This is a genomic window from Kitasatospora sp. NPDC023176 (assembly GCF_055560495.1).
Genome location: NZ_JBVHIP010000008.1, coordinates 68,760 through 94,530 on the forward strand (window position 1 = coordinate 68,760; position 25,771 = coordinate 94,530).

21 protein-coding genes are annotated in these 25,771 nt (G+C 72.9%); 6 read left to right on the forward strand and 15 right to left on the reverse strand.

Annotation, left to right across the window (positions count from 1 at the left end; genetic code table 11):
- Nucleotides 1-377 precede the first annotated feature (377 nt).
- Both ACZ3YL_RS14430 and ACZ3YL_RS14435 read left to right on the forward strand, forming a co-directional pair.
- Nucleotides 378-2,960, forward strand: coding sequence for a hypothetical protein (locus tag ACZ3YL_RS14430; RefSeq protein WP_465657410.1), 2,583 nt, complete (start codon nt 378-380; stop codon nt 2,958-2,960).
- A 100-nt stretch (nt 2,961-3,060) separates the two neighbouring features.
- Nucleotides 3,061-4,269: a hypothetical protein gene (locus ACZ3YL_RS14435; RefSeq protein WP_465657412.1), complete on the forward strand. Its 1,209-nt coding sequence runs from the start codon at nt 3,061-3,063 to the stop codon at nt 4,267-4,269.
- A gap of 73 nt (nt 4,270-4,342) precedes the next feature.
- Here ACZ3YL_RS14435 and ACZ3YL_RS14440 read toward each other — a convergent pair whose 3' ends face one another.
- Nucleotides 4,343-5,818, reverse strand: a complete 1,476-nt coding sequence (locus ACZ3YL_RS14440; protein ID WP_465657413.1) for a TolB family protein — start codon at nt 5,816-5,818, stop codon at nt 4,343-4,345.
- Nucleotides 5,819-6,406: 588 nt separating this feature from the next.
- Between ACZ3YL_RS14440 and ACZ3YL_RS14445 the strand changes: the two genes are divergently transcribed.
- On the forward strand, nt 6,407-6,919 hold the full coding sequence (locus ACZ3YL_RS14445) for an isochorismatase family protein (protein ID WP_188307164.1): 513 nt from the start codon (nt 6,407-6,409) through the stop codon (nt 6,917-6,919).
- Between the two features lie 16 nt (nt 6,920-6,935).
- Here ACZ3YL_RS14445 and murQ read toward each other — a convergent pair whose 3' ends face one another.
- The 10 genes from murQ to ACZ3YL_RS14495 all read right to left on the reverse strand — a co-directional run bounded on the left by murQ (nt 6,936) and on the right by ACZ3YL_RS14495 (nt 16,690).
- Nucleotides 6,936-7,841 (reverse strand): N-acetylmuramic acid 6-phosphate etherase, encoded by a 906-nt coding sequence (gene murQ, locus ACZ3YL_RS14450; protein WP_188307163.1) that lies wholly within the window; start codon nt 7,839-7,841, stop codon nt 6,936-6,938.
- Nucleotides 7,842-7,971: 130 nt separating this feature from the next.
- Nucleotides 7,972-8,652, reverse strand: a complete 681-nt coding sequence (locus ACZ3YL_RS14455) for a DUF6445 family protein (protein WP_188307162.1) — start codon at nt 8,650-8,652, stop codon at nt 7,972-7,974.
- Nucleotides 8,653-8,744: 92 nt separating this feature from the next.
- Entirely contained in the window at nt 8,745-9,746 is a 1,002-nt protein-coding gene (locus ACZ3YL_RS14460) for an ABC transporter permease (RefSeq protein WP_465657417.1), read from the reverse strand.
- Nucleotides 9,743-10,666, reverse strand: a complete 924-nt coding sequence (locus tag ACZ3YL_RS14465; RefSeq protein WP_465657419.1) for an ATP-binding cassette domain-containing protein — start codon at nt 10,664-10,666, stop codon at nt 9,743-9,745. Before ACZ3YL_RS14465 ends, ACZ3YL_RS14460 begins: the two co-directional genes overlap by 4 nt.
- A gap of 180 nt (nt 10,667-10,846) precedes the next feature.
- Nucleotides 10,847-11,254 carry a GntR family transcriptional regulator gene (locus ACZ3YL_RS14470; protein ID WP_188307159.1) on the reverse strand — a complete coding sequence of 136 codons (408 nt, stop codon included), beginning with the start codon at nt 11,252-11,254 and terminating at the stop codon, nt 10,847-10,849.
- Between the two features lie 132 nt (nt 11,255-11,386).
- A complete protein-coding gene (locus ACZ3YL_RS14475) occupies nt 11,387-12,997 on the reverse strand; it encodes a DUF2079 domain-containing protein (protein WP_465657421.1) in 1,611 nt (536 codons plus the stop codon).
- Nucleotides 12,998-13,195: 198 nt separating this feature from the next.
- Entirely contained in the window at nt 13,196-13,888 is a 693-nt protein-coding gene (locus tag ACZ3YL_RS14480) for a DUF4232 domain-containing protein (RefSeq protein ID WP_465657423.1), read from the reverse strand.
- Between the two features lie 442 nt (nt 13,889-14,330).
- Entirely contained in the window at nt 14,331-14,933 is a 603-nt protein-coding gene (locus tag ACZ3YL_RS14485; RefSeq protein WP_465657425.1) for a hypothetical protein, read from the reverse strand.
- 358 nt (nt 14,934-15,291) lie between these two features.
- Nucleotides 15,292-15,702, reverse strand: coding sequence for a hypothetical protein (locus tag ACZ3YL_RS14490; protein WP_465657426.1), 411 nt, complete (start codon nt 15,700-15,702; stop codon nt 15,292-15,294).
- Between the two features lie 322 nt (nt 15,703-16,024).
- Nucleotides 16,025-16,690, reverse strand: a complete 666-nt coding sequence (locus ACZ3YL_RS14495; RefSeq protein ID WP_465657428.1) for a TetR/AcrR family transcriptional regulator — start codon at nt 16,688-16,690, stop codon at nt 16,025-16,027.
- 128 nt (nt 16,691-16,818) lie between these two features.
- Here ACZ3YL_RS14495 and ACZ3YL_RS14500 point away from each other — a divergent pair, with 128 nt between their 5' ends.
- Together ACZ3YL_RS14500 and mca are read left to right on the forward strand one after the other, a co-directional pair.
- The gene (locus ACZ3YL_RS14500) at nt 16,819-18,282 is read left to right on the forward strand and encodes an MDR family MFS transporter (RefSeq protein WP_465657430.1); all 1,464 of its coding nucleotides are present in this window, start codon (nt 16,819-16,821) and stop codon (nt 18,280-18,282) included.
- Nucleotides 18,283-18,426: 144 nt separating this feature from the next.
- Complete coding sequence (gene mca, locus ACZ3YL_RS14505; RefSeq protein ID WP_465657432.1) at nt 18,427-19,404, forward strand: mycothiol conjugate amidase Mca; 978 nt, start codon at nt 18,427-18,429, stop codon at nt 19,402-19,404.
- 399 nt (nt 19,405-19,803) lie between these two features.
- Here the strand turns inward: mca and ACZ3YL_RS14510 are convergent, their stop codons facing one another.
- Entirely contained in the window at nt 19,804-20,802 is a 999-nt protein-coding gene (locus ACZ3YL_RS14510) for a YdcF family protein (protein WP_188307153.1), read from the reverse strand.
- A gap of 356 nt (nt 20,803-21,158) precedes the next feature.
- A complete protein-coding gene (locus ACZ3YL_RS14515; RefSeq protein WP_188307152.1) occupies nt 21,159-21,836 on the reverse strand; it encodes a TetR/AcrR family transcriptional regulator C-terminal domain-containing protein in 678 nt (225 codons plus the stop codon).
- Nucleotides 21,837-22,138: 302 nt separating this feature from the next.
- On the opposite strand from ACZ3YL_RS14515, the gene ACZ3YL_RS14520 reads away from it, so the two are divergent.
- The gene (locus ACZ3YL_RS14520) at nt 22,139-23,635 is read left to right on the forward strand and encodes an MFS transporter (RefSeq protein WP_465657435.1); all 1,497 of its coding nucleotides are present in this window, start codon (nt 22,139-22,141) and stop codon (nt 23,633-23,635) included.
- A gap of 60 nt (nt 23,636-23,695) precedes the next feature.
- On the opposite strand, the gene ACZ3YL_RS14525 is transcribed toward ACZ3YL_RS14520, so the two are convergent.
- Entirely contained in the window at nt 23,696-24,577 is an 882-nt protein-coding gene (locus ACZ3YL_RS14525) for a lysophospholipid acyltransferase family protein (RefSeq protein WP_465657437.1), read from the reverse strand.
- The gene (locus ACZ3YL_RS14530) at nt 24,574-25,410 is read right to left on the reverse strand and encodes a GNAT family N-acetyltransferase (protein WP_465657439.1); all 837 of its coding nucleotides are present in this window, start codon (nt 25,408-25,410) and stop codon (nt 24,574-24,576) included. The genes ACZ3YL_RS14525 and ACZ3YL_RS14530 overlap by 4 nt, the downstream gene beginning before the upstream one ends.
- Nucleotides 25,411-25,771 lie beyond the last annotated feature (361 nt).

Here is a 25,771-nt window from a genome sequence, read left to right on the forward strand (position 1 = left end):
TCCCTGTCACGGGCCCGGCACGGGACGCCGGGCGGTGTGTGTCCATGTCACCAGTGGTGGATCTATGCGGGTAGACAGGGGGCGGTGAACGATTGACGAAACGTCGGTCGACACGGTCGGGGCAAGAGTTCGCTTGACGCGATCCGGACAGGGGGCGTGCGGGCCGGGCGTGGGGAGTGTGTCGGGCGCGCCCGCCGGTGCGCACCTCCGCGCAACGCCGTGCGCTCCGCGAGCCGTTCGGGTGCGGCGCGTCCCCCTCGCCGCCCCGGGTAGGTGGCGGGCAGCAGACGGACGGGGGGACCGCCATGCCGGACCGACTTCCCGGTGAACCCGTGCAGGGTGAATCCGGACAGAGTGAACCCGTGCAGGGTGAACCCGTGCAGCCACCCGTACCGCCCTGGCCCGGCGGCGGACAGCCGCCGCCGGTGCTCGGGCACGCGGCCCGCAGCATCGCGAAGGCCACCCTCGTCCCGCTGAAGGTGGACGGTCCCCAGCGCGGCCCCGGCCTGGTGGCGCACGCCTACCTGCGCCGGCTCGACCTGCGGCCGGAGGAAGTGCCCGCGCTGCGCGCGGAGTCGACGGCCGAGCTTCCCTGGGAGCTGCTCGCCGCCTCCGCCGCCGACCCCGGCGACCGCCCGCTGCGGGCCGCCCTGCTGGCCGCTGTGGACGGGCCCGCGCTGCGCGGACTCGGCGGCGCGCTGGAGCACCTGCGCCGGGCGGACGGCACCGTCGAGGGCGTGGCCCGGGCCGCGCGCGCCGCCGCCGCCAACGCCGCCTACGACCACAACGCGGCCGTCGACCCGATCGGCCTGATGAACCTGGAGCGCCTGGAGATGGCCCCGGCCGGGATCGAGCGCGGCGAACTCGTCGCCACCGTCCCGCTCGCGCCGCTGGAGGAGACCGCCGTCACCCAGAAGGAATGGTCCGTCACCTCCAAGGAGTTCAGCTCGATCGTCACCGACTCGCTGGAGAACGTCAGCGAGACCGGCGTCACCGACAACACCGAGCTGGCCCAGTCCACCGCCAGCCAGCTCCAGCACAGCAACCAGTTCAACGTCACCGGCACCGTCTCCGGCGGCATCCCGCTGATCTCCGGCTCCGCCAGCTCCGGCATGACCAGCCAGAGCAGCGACTCGCAGTCCGCCACCGACAGCCGCAAACATGCGACCACCGTCACCCAGAAGGCCTCCGCGCGCACCAAGCAGGAGCACAAGACCACCATCACCACCACCACGGTGACCGGCTCCTCGGAGACCACCACCCGCACCCTGAAGAACGCCAGCCCCACCGATCCCGTCCGGATCGACTACTTCAGCATGATGCGCAAGTGGCGGGTGCGGCTCTACCGCTCGGGGCTGCGCCTCACCTACGACCTGGCGATCCCCGAGCCGGCCGGTGCGCTGCGCCAGTCGTACGCCGAACTCGCCGCGATCGAGGCGCAGTTGGGGCCGTTCCAGTTCGGCGTCCCGCACTCCGACATCACCGAGGAGGTCCGCCCCGGGGAGAACCAGGCGCACTACCTGGTGCTCGCAGAGAGGTACGGCGCCGCGGTGCCGCTCGCCCCCGGCGCGCACCCGGACATCCACGTCAACGTCACCGCCCCGAACAACGACGGCGCCGGCATCTTCGACGCGCCGCCGCTCAACGTCCCGGACCGGTACTGGATCAAGAACCTGCAGTTCCAGTTCACCTCGGAGAGCCGCACCGGCGACTACCACTACAACCTCAAGGTGCTCGGCAGCAGCATCCCCGAGTGGAACGAGCCCTACGGCACCCACGGACCGGTCGACCTCGCCGACCCGGCCAACGGCGCCCTGCTGGCACACGCCGGCGGGCCGTGCGTGGTCAGCTTCCACCTGGTCAACAACCGGCAGACCTGGCTCAGCCTCACCGCCGTCGTCGAACCCACCGACGAGGCCCGCCGGCAGTGGCAGAACGACGTCTGGGCGGTCCTGTTCAACGCCGCCCAGACCAAGTACTACGCCGAGCAGCAGGACCTCGCCGCCCGCGCCGCCGCGCTGCGCGAACGCCTCAGCGGCGTGGACACCCTCACCCTGCGGCGCGAGGAGAGCGACGAGATCATGAAGGGCGTGCTGCGCTTCCTGCTCGGCGTCGACTACCACCTGGTGCCCTCGGAGGTGGTGGACGCCTTCAAGGCCTCGGTCGCCGCCGACCCGGACCGGCTGCGCCACGGCGCCGGCTTCCCCGGCGACGACACCGGCGGGCTCGGGGTGAGCGCCGCGGCCTGGGCGGCGGTGCTCGGGCACGAGGCGGAGGTGGCCTTCGTCAACCAGGCCATCGAGTGGGAGAACGTGGTCACCTTCCTCTACTCCTACTTCTGGGACGTACCCGCCGCCTGGCCCTTCGTCAGCCGGATCCAGCACCCCGACGCCAACCGGCAGGCCTTTCTGCGGGCGGGCAGCGCCCGGGTGGTGCTCACCGTGCGCAAGGGCTGGGAGGAGGCCTGGGTGCGGTTCGCCGAGGGCGGCTTCCACGGCGCGTCGCTGCCCGCCGACCACCCGTACCTGACCATCGCCCGGGAGATCGCCGCCTACGACGACCGCAACTATCCGGGCATCCCGCCGGCCAACCCGGGCAGCAGCTCGCTGCTGCTGGAGGACGAGGTGGTCACCACCTGCGCGGCCGTGGTCGAACCGGCCGCGGGGGGAGCGCCGGTGCTGGTGCCGGTGGCCTCCAGCGCGGGCTTCGACCCGGGCACCGCGGTCGTCGTGGACGAGTACGACGACCGGCGGATCCAGGAGACCGCCCGGGTGGTGCGGGTGCCGGACGACACCCACCTGTTGCTGAGCGGGCTCACCCACCGGCACGACGGCACCCTGACGCCGTTCCCGGTCCGCCGCCCCGGCCAGCGGGGCACGCTGATCGCGGAGTGGAACGAGTACACGCCGACGTCGGGGACGGACATCGCGGTGAGCAGCCCGTTGAAGGACATCGCGTGACTGAGCGAAGCGATCGGACCGCTGCACGGCGCAAGTGGGCGAACGCCCCTGCCGAGCAGTGGGGGTACCCCCGGCCGGAGGCTGGGGGAGAGGCGGGCGCATGAGCTTCCTCCGGGACCAGGACACCTGCCTGCTGCTGGGCAAGGCGCGCGAGGAACCGCCGACGGTCTTCGAGTACCTGGCCGCCGAGCTGTGGGTGCGCCACCACTTCGGGGTGGACTTCGACGCCCGGCCCGGCGCGACCTGGGTGACCTTCCAGCTCGACCGGATCTCCGAGTGGTGGGGCACCCCGCGCCGGGACCGGCTCGGCCCGGAGGAGGCACTGCCGTACGGTCGGCTCACCGCCCAGCCGCAGGACCCGGTGCTGCGGATGGTGCTCCAGGTGCTCTCGGAGGACCTGCACAACACCTTTCCGACGGCCAAGGTCGACGCGATCAAGCGGATGCTGAAGGACAGGAGCACCCCGGCGGTCAAACTGGTCAAGGCGGTCCGTGAGCTCACCCCGGGCGGCGCGCTCAAGCCCGACCTGCTCGGCCTCCAGAACCACGTGCCCGAGCTGCGGATGGAGGCGCTGGAGGTCGGCACCGAGGGCGGCGCCCTGGACACCCACCGCGAACTCCAGGGCAAGATCGCGGTGTTGCGGGACCCGTGCGGCCGGATGATCGAGAACCGACTGATCGTCATGCAGCGCACCGCCGTCCAGCAACTGCCGTACACGGTGGTCGCGACCGGCACCGACTGGCGGCTCGGGGCCGGGCTGAAGATCCTGCCGATGCCGGTCAACGTCACCGAGCAGAACGGGGAGACGTACGTCGACTGGATCTGCTACTGGCCCACCGACCGGGCCGAGTTCCGCGACCACCCGAGGCCGGCCGACGGCCGCCCGGGGTATGACGGGTTGGTGCTGTACCACATCCACCGGGTGCCGCTGCGGGCGGTGCAACTGCCCGACAGGATCCGGGAGGCGATGCTCAACCTGATCCGGGCCCGGCAGCGACCGGGGCCGCTCGGGCCCACGCTGGTAACCGAGTTGGCGCTGACGATCGATCGTGACCGGCGGCTGTTCACCCCCGAGGGCGAGCTGTTCCTGGCCGGGCTGGGCGCGGCCGGGCTGCTGGCCCTCGGGGTGTGGGCGGCGGTGGGCACGGGGGTGGTGGCGGGGCTGGGGGTGGTGGCCAAGGGCGGACTGGCCGCCGCGGCGAGCGCGCCCGAACTGTTCGTCGGGGCGGTCGCCGCGGCGGCGAGGCTGGCGGACCAACTGTGGCCGGTGATCTCCCAGTTGGGGTACGCGCTGCCGGCGCCCGGGTAGGTCTGCCGGCGTCGGGCGCTGCTGTCGGGTGTGCTGCTCGCGGGTGCGTTGTTGTCGGTGTGCTGCTCGCGGGTCAGTGCTTGGGCAGGTGGCGGAGGAAGACGTCGGCGGCCTTGTTGGTGTCGCCCTGGACGAGGGTGCCGTCCTCCGAGGTGAACACCACCGTGGTGCCGTGGGCGTCGACGTAGGGGTCGTAGGAGGCGCCGGCGGACTGCGAGCCGTCCGACGCCAGGCTGACCCGCTCGGTGCGGCCGGTCCGGAGGTCGCGCCGGAAGACGTCGGAGGTGTTGTCGGTGTCGCCGGGCACCAGGTTGGCGGCCGTGGAGTCGAAGTACACCCAGCGGCCGTCGGCCGTCATCCGGCCGTTGAGGGAGTCGCCGGTGGTCTTGGTTCCCGGCAGGCCGACACTGACCAGGGTGTCGGTGCCCTTCGTCAAGTCCCGGACGTACACCTCGAAGTGCCGGTCCGCCCAGCCGTCGCCGTGCTGCACCCAGGTCGAGTAGACCGCGAAGCGGCCGTCCGGGCTGAGCGAGGGGTAGTCCGCGCCGCGCCAGCCGCCCGCGCCGTCCGGGCTGGCCAGGGTGGTCTCCTCGGCACGCAGGTCGCGGACGTACAGCGGGTAGAGGTGCGGCTTGAGCAGCCGCGGGCGGTCGCCGACGGCCAGGGTCTCGGCGGGGGCGGCGGAGGCGTGGACGAACTGCTCGTCGGAATCCTGGCCGGATTCGGCGGTCAGCCGCCTGGCGGCCTCCGGGGAGAGCGCGCCGGGCTTGTCGGCGCCGATGATGTTGCTCGCCTTGGAGATGAAGGCGACGCTGCCGCCGTCGGCGCTGATCACCGGGGAGGCGGAGGAGCCGTTCGCCTCCTTGCCGTCTGCGCCGATGCTGACCAGGCGGTTCTCGCCGGTCCGCAGGTCGTGGACGTAGATGTTGGCGCCCTGCCAGGTGACCGTGCCCGGGGCGAGGTCGGTGCGGTTGGACTGGAAGGCGACGTAGCGGCCGTCCCGGCTGATCGACGGGTGCCCGGAGGACTTGCCCTGCTGCGGCCGGCCCGGCTCCTCGCCGACGGAGACCAGGGTGGTCTCGCCGGTCCAGCGGTCGTGCACGTAGACGTCGTCGAAGCCGAGGTTGGCGCCGGGCGCCAGGTTGGTGGCGGAGGAACTGAAGGCCACGTAGCGGCCGTTGCCGCTGATGGCGGCCTCGAAGCCGCCGCCGTCCGACTGGACGCCGTCCGGGCCGGTGTCGACCCGCTCGGTGCCGCCGGTGCGCAGGTCGCGGACGAAGACGTCGCTCTTGCCGTTGGTGTCGCCGGGCACCAGGTTGGTGGCGTCCGAGGTGAACACGGCGTAGCGGCCGTCGGCACTCAGACCGGCCGCCCGGGAGGCGCCGTCGGGCTGCGCCCCGGTGAGCCCGACGGAGACCCGTTCGGTGCCGGGCCTGCGATCGGGGTCGGCCTGGGCCGCCTGGACGGTGGTCAGCGCGAGGGCTGCGGCCGCGCCGAGCGCGCAGGCGGCGCGCAGCAGCCGGCGGGTGGTGGTGTACGGGCTGGTCATCTGGTCCCTCCCCTGGGAACGGCCGGGCCGCCTCGACGGTGGCGCCTGGTGGCGCCGGGGGTGCTGTGGTGTTGGGGCGGTGGTGGCGTCGAACTCCCCGGCGGCCGGCTCGGGGTGAGCCAACCGCCGGGTGGGGTGGGTGGTCAACGCCGGTCCGCGGGGAGCGACGTCATCACGTCAATGGGACGGGCGGCGCGGGGGCGGGAGCGGCGGTCGGCCGGGGGTGCCGCGTGTGCTGGTCGTGGCGCTGGAGCGGGGGAGGGCGGCGGCCAGGACGGGGCTGGTGCCCAGGCGGAGCAGACCACCGGCGCCGAGCGCGGCCCGGACGCCCCGGCGGATGGCCAGGCCACCCGCCCGGAGGTTGCCGGGAGCAGGCCCGGCGGAGCCGATCAGCAGCTCCAGGCCGTCTGCGGTACGGCCGTGGAGTTCGTCCGGAACGGACCGGTTCCGGATGGCGCTGCGGGAAGGTGTCGCCGGCGCCTCGTCCGGGAAGGGCGGGGCCGGGCGGGGCCGGTCTGAGCGCCGGGGGCCGGGCGGGGGCTGGGCTGAGCGCCAGGGGCTGGGCGGGGATGGGCTAGCGTGAGCGCCATGACCACTCTTGATCCTCGCACCACGGCCCTGGTCCTGATCGACCTGATGGACCGGATCGTGGCGCACCAACTCGCTCCGCACACCGGCCCGGACGTCGTGACCGCCTCGCTGCGCCTCGCCGAGGACTTCCGTGCCGCCGGCGCCCCCGTCATCGCGGTGCGGGTCGAGCGGCCGGGCGTCGCCGAGCAGCCGCCCGGCAGCGAACTGGTGGCCGAGGTCGCGGCGGCGGCCGACGAGGTCGTGGTGAAGCGCACCATCGGCGCCTTCCAGGGCACCGGACTGCACGAGCTGCTCCAGGCCCGCGGCGTGGAGACGCTGGTGTTCACCGGGATCGCCACCAACCTCGGGGTGGAGTCGAGCGCCCGCGCGGCGGGCGACCACGGCTACCGGCTGGTGTTCGTCGAGGACGCGATGACCGGGCTGACGGAGGCCGAGCACAAGGCCTCGGTGGAGCTGGACTTCCCGCGGCTGGGGGAGGTCGTGGCGGCGGCGGACCTGCGGCTGGGGTGACGGCCGGGACGGGGCGCTAGCGCCGGGCGAGTTCCAGGGCATCGCGCAGCCGTCCGTCCGCGGAGGTGAGGAGGCGGGCGGCGGTGGGTGCGTCCACGTCGGCGAGCAGGAGCAGGATCGCGTGCTTGGTCCGGCCGTCGGTGGCGGTGAGGGCGCGGTCGACCGTTTCGCCGTCGGCGCCGGTGGCCTCGGCGACGATCCGGCGGGCGCGTTCGCGGAGCTTGGCGTTGGTGGCCCGCAGATCGACCATCAGATTTCCGTACGTCCGGCCGAGACGGACCATCACGGCCGTGGACAGCATGTTGAGCACCAGCTTCTGCGCGGTGCCCGCCTTCAGCCGGGTGGAGCCGGCCAGCACCTCCGGGCCGACCTCCACCTCGATGCCCAGTTCCGCCGCCGCCACCAGCGCCGAGCCCCGGTTGCAGGCCAGCCCGACGGTGAGCGCCCCAGCCGCCCGGGCGGTACGGACCGCGGCCAGCGGGTACGGGGTGCGGCCCGAGGCGGAGACGCCCACCAGGGTGTCGGCCGGGGTGAGGCCGAGCGCCGCGACGTCGGCCTCGGCGAGGTCGGTGCGGTCCTCGGCGCCCTCGGCGGCCTCCGTCACGGCGCTCCGGCCGCCCGCGATCAGGCCCAGTACCAGGGCGGGATCGGTGCCGAAGGTCGGCGGGCACTCGGCGGCGTCCAGCACCCCGAGCCGTCCGGCCGTACCCGCGCCGGCGTAGACCAGCCGCCCGCCGCGTGCCATCCGGGCGGCCACGGCGTCGACCACGGCGGCGATCCGCGCCAGCTCCCCGGCGACGGCGGCGGGGACGGTGTGGTCCTCGGCGTTCATCAGGTGGAGCAGGTCGGCGGTGGGCAGCCGGTCGATGTCGGCCCAGTCGGGGCGGACGGTCTCGGTGGGGGGTACGGCGTCGGGGTTCATGCGACGAGCGTCCCCGGAGGCGGGCCGCCCGAACCGGAACGGTCGTGAACGGGCCGGTGGGCCGTCGGGTTGTCCGTCGGGTCCGTCCGGCCGTCCCTCGGGTCCGTCGGGGTGTCCGACGGACCGTCCGTCAGGCCATCCAGAAGAACACGGCCGTCATCCGGCGGTCCGCCAGTTCGGCGCCGTAGTAGTCGGTGGCGCTGTGGATCAGGTTGGCGTGGTAGAGGAGCAGTTGGTTGTAGCGGTTGGGGACGCGGACATCCTCGGTGAAGTGGTCGGCGGGGACGTGGCGGGTGCCGAGTGCCTCGACCAGGTTGTTGTGCGGGGCGTTGACCAGGTTGCCGCCGAGGCGGCCGCCGGGGAACTGCTGGCGGTAGAAGCTGGTGCCGGCGTCCTTGGGGGCGCCCGGGCTGAGGTAGAGCACGGCGGCGTAGCGGCAGAGCGCGCGGGAGTCGGTGTGCGGGCGGGACTCCGACTCCCCGGCGCCGACCACCTGGACGCAGTTGTGGTTGAGGGTGCCGCCGCCCGGGGTGCTCTGCACCCAGAGCCGGGAGGCGCCGGTGGCCTTGCGGACCTGGGCTTCGACCCGTGCCAGCTCGTCGGGCTCCAGGCCGGGCATGGTGCGCAGGCCGGGCCAGGTCTCGGGGCGGTGCGGGTAGCCCTCGGTCCAGTCGCCACGGGCCAGGACGCGTTCGCGGACGGCGTCCGGGTCGGGCAGGACGTTGTCCAGGACCCAGTAGTCCCGGCCGCGAGTGGGCTTGCGGTACGGCAGGACCGGCAGGGCGGTGGGCCTGATGGGCTGTGAGGGCATGGGCCGACCATAGGGGCGCCGGTCGTCAACGATCTGCCGTGAACAGGTCAACCTTTCGTCAAGTGCCGCGCGGGCCGGAGCGCTCTGCCGCCCTACCGGCGGACGAGGCGGAAGGCGGCCGTGAGGGCGAGGACGGTGAGCACCAACAGGATGCCGGTCTCGACGAGTTGGATCGGTACGAGGTCGCCGGAGGGGTGGTAGCTCAGCCAGGTGCCGGTGGCCCCGTCGCACCGGTTCCTTCCCATGCACACTTCGCTGCTGACCCGGGTGCCGTCGGCGAGGACGGTCTTGGAGTCGACCAGCCACGCGTTGGTGGGCTGCATGGCGTGGAGGGGAACCACCGCGTCGACGGTGGGGTGGAACGACGGGCGCGCCCAGCGGATCAGGCCGTGGGTGATCGCGACCAGTGCGCCGGTCAGGAACATCGCGGGCAGGGTCCGGCGCAGCAGCTGGCCGACCAGGACGCCCAGGGCCAGGGCGAACAGGGACCAGGCGACCGGCGCGAGCCCGAGGGCCGGGTAGGTGAAGAACTGGAACGGCGGGTCGAAGGAGACCGGCCCGTGCACGATGTCCGTCCACCACACCCAGCTCATCAGCGCGGCGAGTACGCCGGTGGCGGCCAGGACGGCGAGACCGGGCACCGCGAGGCGGGCGGCCAGCCAGCGCACCGGGCTGACGGACTGGGCGCGGATCAGCCGGATCGTGCCGCGCTCGTGCTCCTGGGCCAGTAGCGGCGCGCCGATGAACGCGCCGATCAGCAGCGGGACGGCCGTGACCAGGGGCTGGAGCACGGATTCGAACCAGAAGTTCGGCCGGTTGATCGGCGAGAGGAGGGCCCAGCACTGGGCGCTGTCCCAGCTCTCGGGGCTGTAGCAGCCCGTCCGGCGCAGCACGCCCACGGTGTGGTTGCAGATGATGTGGATCCAGACGAGGTCGGCCGCCAGGAGGACGAGCAGCGCGGTCAGCGTCCAGAGCGTGAAACGACTTTGACGGAGCGTCAGCCAGAGAAGTCCGCGCATGCGGGGGGTGTCGGCGCGCTCCCGGGCGGCAGGGGCGGGCTTCGTGGGGTCGGTGGTCAGGACGTTCGTTCTCATGCTGCCTTCTCGTCGTTCGCCGGAGTGGCGGTGGCGGTGGCGGGGGCGGTGGCGACGTCGGCGGGCGCGCGGAGGTAGCCGAGCAACAGCTCGTCCAGGCTGGGCCGTTCGCTCTCCCAGGCGCCGTCCAGCGGTTCCCCGGTGCGTACCAGTGCGGTCGCCTGGCGTCCGCCGATCCGCTGCTCGACCACCAGCTCGGGCGGGAGTGTGGCGCTTCCGGCGGGGCCGGTGAGCAACTGGTGCCCGTCCAGGATCTCCTCCAGGTCGCCGGCCAGCCGGATCCGTCCGCCCTGGACGAGCAGCAAGTGGTCGATGACGCCCTCCAGTTCGGGGAGGATGTGCGAGGAGACCACGATGGTCGTGCCGCGTTCGGCGGCGGCCGACATCAGGGTGCCCATGAGCTGGTGCCGGGCGAGCGGGTCGAGGTCGGCCATCGGCTCGTCCAGCAGTAGCAGTTCGGGGAGTTTGCCGAGGGCGAGGGCCAGCGAGACCCGGGTACGCTGGCCGCCGGAGAGCGAGCCGATCCGCGCCCTGGGGCGCAACTCGCCCTGGTCGACGATCTCGTGGGCCAGATCATCGTCCCAGATCGGATTGAGCTCGCGGCCCAGCCGCAGGGTCTCGGCGACGGTGAGGCCCGGGTAGAGCGGCTTGTCCTGGGCCACGTAGGCGACCCGGGCGCGCTCCTCCGGAGTGTCGGCTGGTTCGCCGAAGACGCGCAACTCGCCCTCGGTGGGGCTGAGTTGCCGGGCGGCGAGGGAGAGCAGGGTGCTCTTGCCGGCGCCGTTGGGGCCCACCACGCCGCAGATCCGTCCGGTCGGGACGGTGAAGTCGCAGCCGCGCAGGGCCCAGTCGTTGCTCCGGTACCGCCTGCCGAGCCCGGCGGCCTCCAGGGCCGGAGCCACGGTTGTCGGGTCGTTCACCCGGTCCCCCCACTGTTCTCGGTTCTGTGTTCGGTGCTGCCGGGAGACCCGGCGTGCTTCGGATCGGTAGTGCGGACCCGGGTGGCGCCTGGGTCGGTGGCGCCCGGGTCGATTGCGCCTCGGCCGGTGGCTCCTTGGCCGGTGGCGACGGGGAGCCTCCGGGGGTGCCCCGGGGTGCCGTCAGTCCGGTGGCGCCGGGGGCACCCCGTTGTCGAAGCGCTGCTCCAGTGCGGAAGTCATCAGGGCGGCGATGTCCTCACGTTCCAGTCCGGCATCCCGGGCCCGGTCCACCCAGCCGACCAGCTCGGCGCGCAACGGCCCGTCGGCCGCAGCCTCGGGCCGGGCGAGCGAGCGCCGGACGAAGGTGCCGAGACCCGGGCGGGGCTCGACCAGTCCCTCGCGTTCGAGTTCGCGGTAGGCCTTCAGCACGGTGTTGGGGTTGATCGCAGTCAGTTCGACCACCTCGCGGGCGGTCGGCAGCTTGTCGCCGGGCTGCAGCAGTCCGAGTCGCAGGGCCTGTTTGGTCTGCTGCACGATCTGCTGGTACGTGGAGACGCCGCTGCGCCGATCGATGCGGTATTCGATCACACCCGTTGCGGCCTTTCACTAGTTCAATAGTGGAATAGTGGCCCACTGTGGCGCGCGGGTCAAGCCGGGCCGGGGGCGGGAAGGAGGGGTGGAAGCGGTCGGGGGGAGGCGGCCAGGGGAGGCGGCGGTCGGTCAGGGGCGTTTGAGGAGGAGCAGGCCGTCCCGGTCGACCATCCGGTAATAGCCGTACTCCTGGTAGACCGCCAGCATGCGGGCGGTGGCGGCGGTGGCGCACGGGGACCACACGCTCGGATCGCGCAGGTCGACGGCCACCCACTCCGGACCGGGGCCGACCGCGTCCTGGCACACCAGGGTGACGTCCGCCCGGCCGGTGAGCTGGGCGGCCAGCCGGTTGGAGGCGGCGACGGTGGTGTCGTCGGGTATCAGGCGGAGCATCGCCCTGGTCTCGGTGAGCCGGGGGGAGGTGCTCCACGCCTCGGGCATCACCGCCTCGTGCAGCGGATAGAGCGGCAGCGACACAACCGTCACCAGGGCGGTCACGGCGAGCGCGCGTCGGACCGGGTGGGAGGCGGTGGGGGCGGGCGCGGTGCGGGCGTTCCGCTCGGTGCTGGTGCGGCGTACGGCATCGACCAGGGCGGCGAACACGATCGGCATCAGGACCGCGCTGTAGTGGTAACTGACGCCCCAGTGGTGCGGGTTGGTGGACAGCAGCCGCCAGAGCAGGGTGGGTGCGCAGAGCAGGAGCAGCGGCGAGCGCAGGCAGAGGAAGCCGCCCGTGGCGGCGAGCAGGAACAGCAGCAGCCACTTGAGTGGCGGCCACCCGAGCCGCAGGGGCACGGCCCAGGCCGGGGAGTGCCCGTCGGCGCCGTCCAGCTGCTGCCAGTAGTCGAAGCTGCCATGGGGGTTGAACGCGGGCAGGACGACGAGCAGGATGAGCGCGGTCGCGGCGACCCCGACGGCGGCGAGGGCGAGTCCGGGCAGCGGAGTGCGCCGGTCCCGGCGGGCCTGCCAGGCGATCAGCAGGCCGACGGCGGCCACCGTCAGCCCCAGGTCCTCCTTGACCAGCAGCAGCGGCAGCGACCAGAGCGCGGCGGCGAGCGGGCGGCGCCGGCCGAGCGCGGTGGCGGCGAAGGCCAGCAGTGGGACGGCGAAGGCGATCTCGTGGAAGTCGTCGGCCGCGGCCCGGACGATCCCCCAGGAGGCCCCGGTGGCGCAGCCGAGGAGCAGGGCCGCTCGCGGCCCGGCCACCTGGTGCGCCCAGGTGGTGATCGGGACGATGGCCAGTGCCATCAGCAGCGCCTGGGCGACCATGAGGGTGAGCGGGCTCGGGAAGGCTCGGTAGGCGGGGGCGAGGACGGCGATCAGCGGGTGGAAGTGGTCGCCGAGCAGGTCGTAGCCGGGCGCCTTGAGCGGCACGATCGGGGCCCGGCCGTGGGCGTACGCCCGGATGGCCTGCTCGAAGATGCCCAGGTCGTAGGCCTTGGTGAGGCCGCGTCGGTGCCGGTTGACGGCGACGCAGGTGTAGAGCGCGGCGAAGGCGGCGGCCAGACCCCAGGCGAGGGTGGCGGGGTGGCGGGGTCGGTTCGTGCGGGGGCGGTCGTCTGCGGGGTGCGGGTGGGTGTCGGCGGGGGTGGTCGGGGTGTCCGGGTCGGCACGGCTGGTCGGGTTGGACGGGTTGGACGGGTTGGACGGGTTGGCGGGGTCGGCGGGGTTGGTCGGGTCGGCGGGGTTGGTCGGGTCGGCGGGGTTGGTCGGGTTGGTCGGGGGGAGGGCGACCGGCATCGGCAAAGTACCCTTTCACTATTCGATTAGTGGAAGGGTGGTGGAAGTCCGAGCGGGCGTCAACCCCGGTCCGGCCGCGCCGACCGGGCCTTTGGCGTGCGCTCTTGTGGGCGGGGGAGGGGCGTGGGAGCAGACGAGGACCCCACCTCCGCCACGGGGGCGAAGTGGGGTCCTCGGCAGTTGGACGGCCCGGCGGTACTACTTGCCGAAGCTCGCCAGGGACGCCAGCGCCTCCGCCTCGGAGCCCCGGTAGACGCTCATCCGCGGGTCCAGGACCCGCACGTCGCTCTTGAGCGGGAAGTTCTGGGTGTTCGCGAGCGGCATGTTCTCCTGGTCGGCCAGCACATTGAGCTGGTTGATGCCGGGGAGGGTGCCGGTGGTGGCGCCGCTCGGGTCGAGGTCGATCACCGCGTACGCGCTCCGGCTCGCCGCAACCGTGAACCGCATCGTGCCGCTGGTGAGCGCCGGCTTGACGTTCTTGCTCTGGTCACGGGCGGCGGAGTCCCCCAGGTCGACGCTCGGGACGGCGTCCAGGCTGCAGGCGCTCGAACCGGTGTTGCGCACGTCGATCACGTACTGGCTGGCCGACCCACTGCGCGGCGTCACGTGGATGGTGAGGTTCTGGATGTCACACGGGCCGCCGGCGGAGTCGGAGCCCCCGGCGGGCGGGGTGTGGGCGGCGGGATGCGAGGTCGCCGCCCCCGCGCCCTTCGTGGGAGCGGCGGTGGCCGGGCCGCCGGCCGTCGGCTTGGCGGCCACCGTGGCGGTCGCGCCGACCGTCGCGGTGCCGGTGGCCGTGTCGGTGTTGTCGGGCCCGCAGGCGGTCAGTGCGAGCCCCGCCCCGACGAGGACGACGGAGGCGAGCAGCGGGCGACGGTTGCGGACGGACATGGTGGCTCCCCGATGAGGTGTTCCTGCTGACTGCTTGGACACACCAGAGGACGGCAGGTGGGCGGCGTTCGGTGCCATCCGGGGCGTCACAATCGTCAGGACATGACAGGGATCGGACTGTGACAATCGGTCGGGTGCGGGGTGGTTGACACGGCGCCGGCTCGTGGATCTCCAACTCGGCCTTTGGTCCCGGAGCATGGCGATATGTCACCTGTCGGCTTCCCATGCCGTCCACTCGTGGAGGCGATGACGAACAGGTCCCGGTGTGCAGTCGGAAGACGGGGGCGAGTCGTCGGAGCAGTGCCCCGGTGGGCGGCGCGCCGTCGAGCACGGCCCGCAGTTCGGCCGCGGGGACGGGCCGACAGGCGGGGCAGGTCGTCGACGCCCAGCCCGCGGTGTTCTGTCAGCCGGGCCGACTGCGCGCCGAGGTCCGGGAGTTCCGTCACCCGTTCCGGGTGGTCCCGGGGCCCGGGGCGACGTCGACGAAGCCCGCCCAGAAGGCGACGGTCGTACGCGCCCGGGACAGGTCGGTCGGCCGGCCGGTGAACTCGCGATGGATGTAGTCGGCGAGGTCGTTCCCGTAGTAGATGATGTCGGTCTGGTACACCGACAGCACCGGATGCCCGGCTCCGCCCTCCGGGCCCGGCAGGTAGCGGTGGCTGTAGACCGGCACCAGCTGGGGAACGGCGGCCAGTTCGGCCCGCGCGACCCGCAGCGCGTCCGTCGCCGCGTCCGGCTTCGAGCCCCAGGCCGAGTCCCAGAAGCCGTTGTGCTCGACGTCGAACAGCACACCTTCGACCGGCCAGGACAGCCGCCCCCGCAGCTCTTCGGGATCGCCGTTCCGCCAGTCCGGCCAGTTCCGGTTCCCGCGGGGGAGGCCAGCGGACAGGAAGACCCGGTGATCAGGCGCGAACCGGAACCCGAACCCGGCCTCGACGTCGTCGAGTTCCCGCTCACTGAGGCCCGGCCCGATCTCGGTGCGGAGGAGCCGCTGGAGGTCCCTGGCGGCTTCGAGGGTCAGCGGCGCGGGCGGCGGGTTGATCATCCGAGCAGCCTAGCGGCCTGGTACGACCGTCCCACGACGGTGCCGCTCGCGCGTGACGCCCGCCCCCGCCCAGGACGGTGGCCGGGCGGGAGCGTGCGGAGATGGAAGGGTTGTACCTGTCCTACTGCAGGGCTCCGCACTTGCAGCAGATCATCCGAGCGTCACCGCTGGGATTCATGACCCACTGGTGATCGCAGTTCGAGAGCAGCACGTGAGGGGGGATGGGCATGATCGGCCTCCTGATGGGGACTTGACCTGCTGGGTCTCTCGGTGCGGCAAGGCGCCGTTCCTCGGTTTCTGCCACCTCGGTCGCCGCCGGGTGGTGCGGGATCGCCGCCGGGTGGGCCCTCGCCGGCGGTCACCGGGTCGCGAGCACGCCCTGGCAGCGGGACGTGACCAACGGACCGAACTGGGAGTACCAGCGCAGGTAGTACGCCTCGCCGGGGTTCACCTGGATCCAGTCGGGGTTGGTGACCCACGAGCCGGTGGCGTTGTAGTAGTTGCCGCTGTAGATCACCTTCTTGTCCCGGGTCCGCACGAGCTGCGTCTTGCTCCGGACGGGCGCCTTCCCCGCACAGCTGAGCGTGCTGATCTGGATGAGGTTCGACTGCGGGACGAAGTCCTTGCTGGCGCGATAGGACGCGGAACCGTGCCATGCCTGCACGAAATCGGGCTGCCGGACGCTGACCGCGTCCGCCGTCTGCGCGCTCGTCAACGTGATGCCAAGGCTGACCACGGTGCCCGCCAGGGCCGCCTGCCAACGCTTCATGGAGATCTCCCTGTGGCCTGGCGGCCTCGACCTGTCGGCCGCTCCTGCAACGAAGGTGGGGCACCGGGCGCCGCCGCGTCTTGTAAGAACGCGCAGTTCCGCGTCCGTGGGCGTTCGGCCGACGCGCGAACGGGCTGGAACGGTGCTGCCATGCCGCCCAAGGAACGGGCGGCGCGGCGGTGTTCGGGGCGGTGCGGGGTCAGGTCGTGACGGACTCCACGGCTCGCCGCCCCGCCCGGCCCGCTGCTGGACCGCCCGGGCGGCAGGGCGGGCCTGGCCGCCGAGGTGCGTGGGCTGGACCGCCGGGTGTGTGGGGGGCGGCCTAATTGTCGCGGACGGCGTAGCTGCCGAGGGCGCTCTGGAGCCGGTCGAAGGCGTGGACGGCGGCGGGGCGGACGGCGGCGGCGATGGTGGGGTGGTCCTGGCCGGCCAGGGTGCGGCGGAAGACCTCGGCGAGTATGGCGCGGTCGACGGCGGCGAGCAGGGCGGCGGCGACCCGGCTCTCGAAGTCGACGGGTGCCGCGTGGACGGCCTCGGCCAGGGCTTCGGCGAGTGCGGCCTCGCTCTGTTCGTGCAGTTCGCGCAGCCGGGCGCCGAGGGCGGGGCTCTCGGCGATGGTGCGGGCGAAGTCGGGGCCGGAGAAGCCCAGTCGTGGATCGTGCCGGTCCAGCCCGGCCAGGCAGTCGCGGCGCAGCGCGGCGAGGGCGGACTCGCCGGGGGCGCGCCCGGCGACGGCGCGGGCGAGCCGGTCGACGAGCTCCTCGTGCAGGTCGAAGAAGAGGTCCTCCTTGCGCGGGAAGTGGTTGGTGACGGTCATTTTGGCGACCCCGGCGGCGGCGGCGACCTCGGCGATGGTCGTGCGGTCGAAGCCGCGCTCGATGAAGAGCCTCGTCGCGGCGTGCGAGATCGCCTCGCGGGTGCGGCGCTTGTTGAGTGCGCGCAGGTTCGGGGTCTCGCGAAGGGTCGGAGTGCTGCCGGTGTCGGTCATGGTGGCGAGCCTAGCGCAGTTCGCTGGGTCGGGCACAGAAATTAGGCTTGACCTAATCAATGGGTCCGTCCTAAGTTTTCTCCAGGCAGTCGGAGCGGCCGCCGGAGGGACGACCCAGGGGAGGACGCATGACCATGTCGGTCACCGGAGAGGGCAGGCCGGGGAAGGTCTCGGAGGCGGGCCGGTCGGTGAGGCCGGAGCCGTTGCCGCCGGGCCTGTGGAAGATGGCGGTGGTGCTCGCGCTGGGTCCGATCCTGGCTCTGCTGGACACCACGATCGTCAATGTCGGCATCGATTCCGTCGGCCGCGATCTGCACAGCTCGATGGCGTCGGTGCAGTGGGTGGCCACGGGGTACCTGCTGGCGATATCGCTGACCATGCCGCTCTCGGGCTGGGCCGCCGGCCGGTTCGGGGCCCGGCGGGCCTGGCTGGCCTCGGTCGTCCTGTTCGTGCTCGGATCCGCGCTGTGCGGTCTGGCCTGGTCGACGGGCAGCCTGATCGCCTTCCGGGTGCTGCAGGGCATCGGCGGCGGCATGATCCAGCCGCTCGGGCAGTCGATCATGGTGCAGGCGGCCGGGCCGTCCCGGATCGGCCGGGTGATGGGCACCCTGCTGCTCCCGATCAGCCTGGCTCCGGTCCTGGGGCCGATCCTCGGCGGCCTGGTGCTGGAGCACCTCGACTGGCGCTGGATGTTCCTGCTGAACGTGCCGGTGGGGCTGCTGACGGTGCTGCTGGCGGCCCGCTGGCTCCCGGCCGAGGACCGCTCCGAACTCCCGCGGGCCAGGCTGGACGTGACGGGTCTGGTGCTGCTGTCACCCGGCCTGACCGCGCTGGTCTACGGGCTCTCCACCATCGGCGGCGGTGGCACGGCCGGCCCGGTGGCGGTCGCGGCGGGGGCGGTGCTGCTGGCGGCCTACGGGTGGCACGCGCTGCGGATCGGGCGGCGCCGGGACGGCCGGGCGCCGTTGCTCGACCTGCGGCTGTTCGCCCGTCGGGGCTTCGCGGTGGCGACGGCGAACAGCTTCCTCCAGGGAGCCGTGCTGTACAGCTCGATGTTCCTGGTGCCGCTCTACTACCAGCAGGTGGAGCATGCCGGAGCGGTGGCGGCCGGGCTGTTGCTGGCACCGCAGGCGCTCGGCACTGCGGTCACCTCGCTGCTGGCCGGCCGAATAACCCACCGCTTCGCACCGCGTCCGCTGATCCTGCTCGGCATCGGCTGCTCGTTGCTCGGTACCGTGGTCTTCACCCAGCTGGGCCGCGGCTCCGGCCCGGCCGACTGGCTGGTCGTCGGCTCGCTGGCGCTGCGCGGGGTGGGCATGGGGATCATCGTGATCCCCGGAATGGCGGCGGTGTACGGAAGCGTCGAGAGGGACCAGGTGCCGGCCGCGGCCGGCGCGGTCAATGTGCTCAACCGGCTCGGCGGGGCTCTCGGTACGGCGGTGTTGACCGTGGTCCTCCAGCAGGCGCAGGTGGGGCACCCGGGTCAGCCCGGTGCGGCCTTCGGCGCGACCTTCTGGTGGGTGCTGGCCCTGTCGGCACTCTCGATCGCACCGGCTCTGCTCTACCCGGGCGCCGCCCGCAAGGCAGGCTGATCGGCCGCCGCGTCCTGAGCATTCGCCAGTTCCCCTGTGGCTCAGTCTGACCCAATCCGGCTCAAGCCGACTCAAGCCGACTCAAGCCGACTCGAGTCAAATCGATTCACATCAATCCGACTCGCTACGACTGTGGAGGTCCCCTTGTTCACCAAGCGCCCCGATGGCAAGCATGCCGACGGCCTGCGGCTGCTCACCGTGCATGCCCACCCCGACGACGAATCCAGCAAGGGGGCGGCCACCCTCGCCCGGTACGCGGCGGACGGTGTGGACGTCCTGGTCGCGACCTGCACCGGTGGCGAGCGCGGTTCGGTGCTCAACCCGGCACTGGACCGCCCCGAGGTCCGTGCCGACCTCACCCGAATCCGGCGCGAGGAGATGGCAGCCGCGCGTGACATCCTCGGTGTGCGGCAGCAGTTCCTGGGCTTCGTCGACTCCGGGATGCAGGGCCCGGACGAAGCGCTGCCGGACGACTGCTTCGCCGCCCAGCCGATGGAGGTCGCGGCGGCACCGCTGGTCGCGCTGATCCGGGAGTTCCGTCCGCACGTCGTGGTCACCTATGACGAGACGGGCGGGTACCCGCACCCGGACCACGTGATGACTCACAAGGTCACGGTCGAGGCCTTCGAGGCCGCTGCCGACCCGAAGCGTTACCCGGAGGCCGGCGAACCCTGGCAGGCGCCAAAGCTCTACTACCACCTGGCGCTTTCCCGGCCCTGGTTCCAGGCGCTGCACGACGCCATGACGGAGCGCGGAATCCCCTCGGCGATGGGCGAGTTGCTCGCCGAATGGCCGGACACTCCGCCCACCCTCGCGACCACCACCCGGATCGCGTGCGCTGAGCAGTTCGCCGTACGGGACGCGGCGATGCTGGCGCATGCCACCCAGGTGCAGCCGGGCGTTGCCTTCATGGCCCACCCACGGGCCGTCGAGCGGGAGGTCTGGCCCACCGAGGACTACCACCTGGCGCGCAGCTTCGTGTCGAGTGCCGACGGCTCGGACGGCTCGGACGGCTCGGACGGCTCGGACGGCTCGGACGGCTCGGATTGCGCTGGAGGCGTCGAGACCGACCTGTTCGCGGGGCTGCGGGCCGGCGAGGTCGTGGGGGAGGTGGCGGGATGAGCGAGGAGTGACTCGTCACCGGGCTGGTTGCCGATGGCCCGCGTCGGAGGGGGCAATGGCCGGAGGGGATTTGGCCGGAGGGGAGTTGCGCTGGGAAGGGCTTGAGTCGGGCGTTCGAAGAGGGCAGGTTGACCTCATGACGGTTTCTCAGCCTGTCCCCACCGAGCAGCGGCTTCCGGGCGGTCAGGAGCCGCGTGGCCGCACCCACAGCTGGACGCCCGGTCCGCCCTGACCGTACGTCCCCGTGGTCACCCCCGTGACCACTGCTGTGACATCGGCTGTGACATGGGCTGTGATCTCCGTGGTGCGTGCGTGGTGACGGCCGGCGCCGTAGTAGGCGCAGTCGCTGCAGGAGTGAACAGCCGGACCCCACGTGGGGACCGGTGCGCCGGGAGGCGCTCAGAGCGCAGCCAGGACCCCGCAGAGTGCGAGGAGGCCGCAGATCCCGAAGTTGACCAGTTTGTGTGCGAGGAAGACCGCCGCGAACTCGCGGATGGTCGCGCTCGGCCAGTAGTACCGGGCGGTGGGCGAGCCGAAGACGTGCCCGTTGACGCCGGTCTTGCGGGCGGTCAGCGCGGCGCGGAAGGCGTGGAAGTTGTTGGTCACCACGACGCAGCGGTAGTCGGGCTTGGCCTGTTCCATGATGGCCCGGCTGAAGAGCAGGTTCTCCTCGGTGGTGCGTGAGCGGTCCTCCCGCTCGATGTGCTCGGCGGGGAAGCCGTGTTCGACCAGGTAGTCGGCCATCGCGTGCGACTCCGGCAGCTTCTCGTCCGGCCCCTGGCCGCCCGAGGTGATCAGCACCGGAGGGTTGCCGCGCGCGGCCTGGGCCTCGTACACCTCGCGGCCCCGGTTGAGCCGACTGGCGAGCAGGGGCGGGACGCGCTCGCCGCCGATCAGTCCGGATCCGAGGACGACCACGAAGTCCACGTCCCGGCGCGGCCGGTGGCGACCGTACAGGAAGGCGTAGCCGACGAAGCAGACGAACAGGAAGGAGATGTACCCGACGACCAGGACGGCGGTGCCCGCGAGGATGCCGAGCCGGGGTGAGTGGGTGGCGATGGCGGCGAACAGCAGGGCGAAGACGGCGATGATGCCCAGACCGGCGAGCAGGGGCAGCAGGTTGGCCGGCCGGGTGCCTTCCTTGCGGATCATGGTTACGCCGTTGGCGAGCAGGAACCAGACCAGGGCCACGGTTCCGACCGTCGGCAGCAGGACGATCGCCACCGCCGCCAGCTCCGCCACCAGCGTGGGTGCCTTGCGGAGTTCGGCGAGCAGTGCGAGGGAGAGGAGTGACACAGCGATGCCGAGCAGGACGGCGTTGCTGAACTGGCGGCGGTCGCGTAGTACCCCGACTCCGAACAGCAGGAAGAACAGGGCCGCGGGGGCGTAGGCGAGCATGGTTCGTATCGTAGGGGGAGGGGACGTGTAGATCATCTGTGCGAATGACCGGGCACCCCAGGGGCGTACGGCTTCGCGGAGCATGCGGCGGAGGGGCATGCGGCGGAGGGACGTCCGGCGGAGGGGCGTCCGGCGGAGCGCTGATCGGGTCCGGCAGGGCCCGATGTCCAGCCCGACGGCGGTGCCGAAGGAGGGGTGGCCGACGCGGAGGATCAGCCAGCGGCCCAGCGCGGCCGTCAGGCCGGCCGCGATCCGTCCGAGCCGACTGCACCGCTCCTTCGGTCGACGCCGCCGCCCGACGCCGATAGCCGGCCCGCGGCCCGCAGCCCGCAGCCGCCAGCCGCAGCCGCCGCCGGTCAGCGCCGGTCGGGCGGCAGCAGGGCGGCGAGCCCGTCGAGGACGCGGTGGACGCAGAAGTCGAAGCGGGCGTCCATGTTGGGGCCGGTGATGTGGTCGGCGAGGTCCGTGAGGTTGGGGTACTGCTCCGGGGGCAGGCTGCGGAAGAGGTTCCCGGCGTCTTCGGCGATGTCCCGGCGGCTGGTGCCGAGGACTTCGGCGGCTGAGAGCGGCGACTGCTCCTGGAGCACGAAGCCCTGGACGAAGGCGCCCAGCAGGTAGCTGGCCATGGCCGTGTCGGCGTCGGAGAAGCCGGCGGAGCGGAGCCGGTCGAGCTGGTCCTCCATCAGGTTGAGCAGGCACGGCCCGGGAGCGAGGCGGCCGGCCACCACCTTGGCGGCGTCGCGGTTGCCGAGCAGCAGCCGGCGGTAGGTGGCGCAGTACTCGTACAGCTCGGTGCGCCAGTCGTCCTGGCGTGGCGGGGGTTCGGCCGAGGCGAGGATCGCGTCGCTGAGCAGGTCGAGGAGTTCCTGCTTGTTGCGGACGTGCCAGTACAGCGAGGCCGCCTTGACGCCGACTTCGGCGGCGACCTTGCGCATCGAGAGCCCGTCCAGGCCGTCCCGCTCCAGTACGCGCAGCGCGGCCTGGGTGAGGGCTTCGCGGGTGAGGGCGGGGGTCGCGTCGTCGTTCTCCGGCATGGCTGTGCGGACGCCTCCAGCGGTCGGTCGGGTCGGTCGGATCTGGCAGACCTGGCAGATCGGTCGGGTCGGGCGGATCGGTTCGGTGTGGCGGGTCAACAGTGCCACGGCTGCTCGGCCGGTGGTTTCGCAGGTCGGGGATATGACTTGCCAACTAACAGCGTTAGGGGCAGTCTGTGCGTGTCGCATCGGACCCTAACGCTGTTAGGGATGGGATCGGAGGGAACTCCATGGGGGAGTCGAGCACGCGCCGCAGACAGCGGTTGGCGCTGCTGACGCTCTGCGTAGCCATGTTCATGGCCATGTTGGACAACGTCGTCGTCAATGTCGCCCTGCCCCGCATCGGGCAGGACCTGGACTCGGGGATCAGCGGCCTCCAGTGGGTCGCCGAGGGCTACAGCCTGGTCTACGCGGGCCTCGTCCTGACCGGCGGTGCGCTCGGCGACCGTTACGGCCGGACCCGGATGTTCGTCCTGGGCCTGAGCCTGTTCACCCTCGGCTCCGCGGTGGCCGCACTCGCCGGGACGATCGGGGTGCTGGTCGGCGGCCGGATGGTCCAGGGCGTGGGGGCCGCGCTGCTCACCCCGGGCAGTCTGACCCTGCTGGGCCACGTGTTCACCGAGGAGGGCGAGCGCACCAAGGCGATCGGCGTGTGGTCCGGGGTGTCCGCGCTGGGCCTGTCGATCGGCCCGGTGATCGGCGGTCCGATGGTCGAACACCTCGGCTGGGCCAGCGTGTTCTGGATCAATGTGCCGATCGGGGTGGCCGGGGTGGTGCTCGCCGCCAAGGTCCTCCCGGGGATCCCGCCGCGCGCCCGGCGGATCGACTGCGGCGGGTTCGTGCTCTCGGCGGCGGGCCTCGGCCTGCTGGTCTACGCCCTGGTCGAGGGCCCCTCGCGCGGCTGGACCGACCCCCGGGTCCTCGGCTGCGGAGCGGTCGCGGTCGCCCTGCTGGTCGTCTTCCTGCTGCTCGAACTGCGTGTGGCCGAGCCGATGCTGGAGCTGCGGCTGTTCCGGGACGGCGCGCTGGGCGGTGCGCTGCTGAGCGGGTTCATGGTCAGCTTCGGAATGTTCGGGGCGCTGTTCTTCCTGCCGCTGCTGATGCAGGGCGTGCTGGGCTGGTCGCCGTCCGGCGCGGCCTACGGCGGGCTGCCGATGACCGTGATGCTGGTGGTCGCGGGTCCGCTGTCCGGCCGGCTCGCCGCCCGGTACGGGCCCCGGCTGCCGATGGTGCTCGGGCTGGCGCTGTGCGCGGTCGGCCTGGGCGGGCTGTCGCTGTACGGCGACCACGCCCGCTACCTCGAGTACCTCTGGACGCTCTTCACCCTGGGCTTCGGCATGGGGCTGACCTTCACCCCGATCTCGATCGCGGTGCTCCAGCGGGTCGCCCCGGCGCAGACCGGGATGGCCTCGGCGACCATCAACACCCTGCGCGAACTCGGCGGGGTGCTCGGGATCGCGGTGCTCGGCGCCGTTCTGACCAACCGGATGACGGACCAGCTGACCTCGGCCCTGCACCGGTTGGGCGTTCCGGTCGAGGCGGTCGGCCCGGTCGCGGACGCGCCCACCGGGGCGGCGCACGGCGGCGGGGGCGCGGCCGGCGGGTTGCCCGCTCCGGTGCGGCAGGCGGTGGACGGCGCCTTCGTCGACGGCATCCACCTCGCGCTGCGCTGCGGTTCGGTGCTGCTCGCCGTCACGGCCGTGCTGGTCGCCGTACTGCTCGGCCGGGCCCGTCCGCTCGCCCCGGCCGCTCCCGGAGAGACGCGGCCGGAGGAACCGGCCGGAGCCCGCTCCGCCTGAGCGGAGCCGGGGCCTGGCCGGGACGGCACGAACGGCGCGGGCAACGCGACAGCCCTCGCCTCAGCGGATCCCCTCCACCGCCGCCTGCGCCGCCCGGGCCAGTTCCCGTCGGGCGCCCGCCCGGGTGGGCTGCGGCCCGGGCGGCGGGATCGGCGGCAGGAAGGTGACGTCGGCGACCAGCCCGCGCACCGCGACCACCCGGGCGAGCGAGGTGAGCAGTCCCTCGTCGCCGATGAAGGCGGGGGCGCTGGTGGACCGTCCGTCCGCCAGCCGGTAGCGGATGGTCACCGGCTGGACGAAGGCGCCGGCCTCCACCGCGGCCTGGAACAGCGCGGGTCGGAACCGGCCGCTCTCTCGCCCGCACCAGGTCGACCCCTCCGGGAAGACGATCACCGGGTGTCCGGAGCGCAGCACCTCGGCCACGGTCGCCACGGTGTCCGGCAGCGTGCGCAGCCGGTCGCGGTCCAGGAACACGGTGCCGCCCCAGGCGACCAGCGGCCCGAGCACCGGCCACCGCCGGACCTCGGTCTTGGCCAGGGACCGGCCCGGCCGCCCGGCCGCGAGCAGCGGGATGTCCAGCCAGGACACGTGGTTGGCCACCACCAGGGCCCCGTCGGCGGCCACCGCCGTGCCGCCGCTCACCGCCGTGCCGCCGGCCGCCCCGGCCGCCCCGGCCGAGCCGGGTGTGCCGGGCGTCCGGGGCGTCCCGAGGTGGACGGTCACCCCGAGGGTGCGCAGCAGCACCCGCGCCCAGAGCCGGATCAGCCGGTCCCGGGCGCCGTACGGCAGCAGTCGCACCGGGAGGCTGAGCAGCACCCCGGCCAGCACCGCCACCAGACAGGCGGTCAGTCGCAGCGCCCGCCGGGGGTGGGAGACCTCCGGCGCGCGTTCGCCCAGGCAGGTCTCCGGGCGGCAGGTCGCGGTCGGCAGCCAGACGCTCATGACGAGGCGCCCGGGGTGGCCGTTCCGGACAGGAAGTGCCGCAGGTAGCGCGGGTCGGTGCGCTCCAGCGACAGCAGCACGTACAGGTCGGCGCAGTTGAAGTCCGGGTCGTACGCGGGCTCGCCGCAGACCCAGGCACCGAGTCGCAGGTAGCCGCGGAGCAGGGCGGGCAGGGCGCCGCGCTCGGCGCGCGGCACGCCGGTGGAGTCCCAGCGGCGGTGCGGGGTGACCCGGTACTCCTCGGGGGCCAGGTACTTGGCGCTGACGGTGTCCCAGACCCGGGCCGCGGTGGCGCCGCCGTCGGCCAGGTCGATGGAGCAGCAGCCGCCGACCCAGGTGTTGCCGGTGTCGGCGAGGTAGCGGGCGATGCCGCCCCACATCAGGTTGATGACGGCGCCGTTGCCCCGGTGGTCGGGTCGGATGCAGGAACGGCCGAGCTCGACCAGGCCGGGCCGGACGGGCGCCAGCGCGGAGAGGTCGAACTCGCCGTCGGAGTAGAGCCGTCCGGCCCGGCGGGCGGCCTCGGGGCGGAGCATCCGGTAGGTGCCGACGACGGCGCCGTCCTCGCCCTCGCGGACCAGCAGGTGGTCGCAGTACTCGTCGAAGGGGTCGACGTCGAGTCCGGTGACGGGGCTGTGCAGGACGGCGCCGAGTTCGGCGGCGAAGACCTGGTGGCGCAGCCGCTGGGCGGCGCGCACGTCGTCCTCGTCGCTGGCCAGGGAGACGGTGTAGTCGGCCGGGGCCGGGGCCGGCCGGTGGTGGGGCGCGGGGACCGCTGGGGTGTCGTGGGTGGGGGCGACTGCGGACGGAGCGTACGTGGGGACGGTGGTCATGGCGGACCCTCCAGGGCAGCACGATCGGCGGTGCCGTGGATCGCCACGGCGCCGTCCCGGCCCGCAGGGGTTGGGCGTCGGGCGCGGACCGGTCCCCGTATGTGTCTCCAAGTCGGTTGGAATTCACGTTGCGGCCCGGCGGAGCGCAGATGTGCACCTGTTGAATGGGACCACCCGTGGCGGCCCGTGGCCTGCCGGTCATCTGCCCGGCACCGGGCGGTCGTTCGGCCGGGGTGGACAACGGGGGCGCGCAGCTGCATTGCGCACGCCCCCGCCGCCGCTCCCGGTCGGCTGCGCCAAGCCGTCACGGCTCCGCGCGTCACGGCTCCACGGCTGAACGCGTCACGGCGCCGCGATCACC

Coding starts and splice junctions, on each gene's coding strand:
- ACZ3YL_RS14525 (WP_465657437.1), bottom strand. CDS start 24,577: ATGAGCGTCTGGCTGCCGACCGCGACCTGCCGCCCGGAGACCTGCCTG.
- ACZ3YL_RS14460 (WP_465657417.1), bottom strand. CDS start 9,746: ATGAGAACGAACGTCCTGACCACCGACCCCACGAAGCCCGCCCCTGCC.
- ACZ3YL_RS14500 (WP_465657430.1), top strand. CDS start 16,819: ATGACCATGTCGGTCACCGGAGAGGGCAGGCCGGGGAAGGTCTCGGAG.
- ACZ3YL_RS14520 (WP_465657435.1), top strand. CDS start 22,139: ATGTTGGACAACGTCGTCGTCAATGTCGCCCTGCCCCGCATCGGGCAG.
- ACZ3YL_RS14490 (WP_465657426.1), bottom strand. CDS start 15,702: ATGAAGCGTTGGCAGGCGGCCCTGGCGGGCACCGTGGTCAGCCTTGGC.
- ACZ3YL_RS14530 (WP_465657439.1), bottom strand. CDS start 25,410: ATGACCACCGTCCCCACGTACGCTCCGTCCGCAGTCGCCCCCACCCAC.
- ACZ3YL_RS14495 (WP_465657428.1), bottom strand. CDS start 16,690: ATGACCGACACCGGCAGCACTCCGACCCTTCGCGAGACCCCGAACCTG.
- ACZ3YL_RS14485 (WP_465657425.1), bottom strand. CDS start 14,933: ATGATCAACCCGCCGCCCGCGCCGCTGACCCTCGAAGCCGCCAGGGAC.
- ACZ3YL_RS14445 (WP_188307164.1), top strand. CDS start 6,407: ATGACCACTCTTGATCCTCGCACCACGGCCCTGGTCCTGATCGACCTG.
- ACZ3YL_RS14515 (WP_188307152.1), bottom strand. CDS start 21,836: ATGCCGGAGAACGACGACGCGACCCCCGCCCTCACCCGCGAAGCCCTC.
- ACZ3YL_RS14440 (WP_465657413.1), bottom strand. CDS start 5,818: ATGACCAGCCCGTACACCACCACCCGCCGGCTGCTGCGCGCCGCCTGC.
- ACZ3YL_RS14455 (WP_188307162.1), bottom strand. CDS start 8,652: ATGCCCTCACAGCCCATCAGGCCCACCGCCCTGCCGGTCCTGCCGTAC.
- ACZ3YL_RS14480 (WP_465657423.1), bottom strand. CDS start 13,888: ATGTCCGTCCGCAACCGTCGCCCGCTGCTCGCCTCCGTCGTCCTCGTC.
- ACZ3YL_RS14510 (WP_188307153.1), bottom strand. CDS start 20,802: ATGCTCGCCTACGCCCCCGCGGCCCTGTTCTTCCTGCTGTTCGGAGTC.
- ACZ3YL_RS14435 (WP_465657412.1), top strand. CDS start 3,061: ATGAGCTTCCTCCGGGACCAGGACACCTGCCTGCTGCTGGGCAAGGCG.
- murQ (WP_188307163.1), bottom strand. CDS start 7,841: ATGAACCCCGACGCCGTACCCCCCACCGAGACCGTCCGCCCCGACTGG.
- ACZ3YL_RS14475 (WP_465657421.1), bottom strand. CDS start 12,997: ATGCCGGTCGCCCTCCCCCCGACCAACCCGACCAACCCCGCCGACCCG.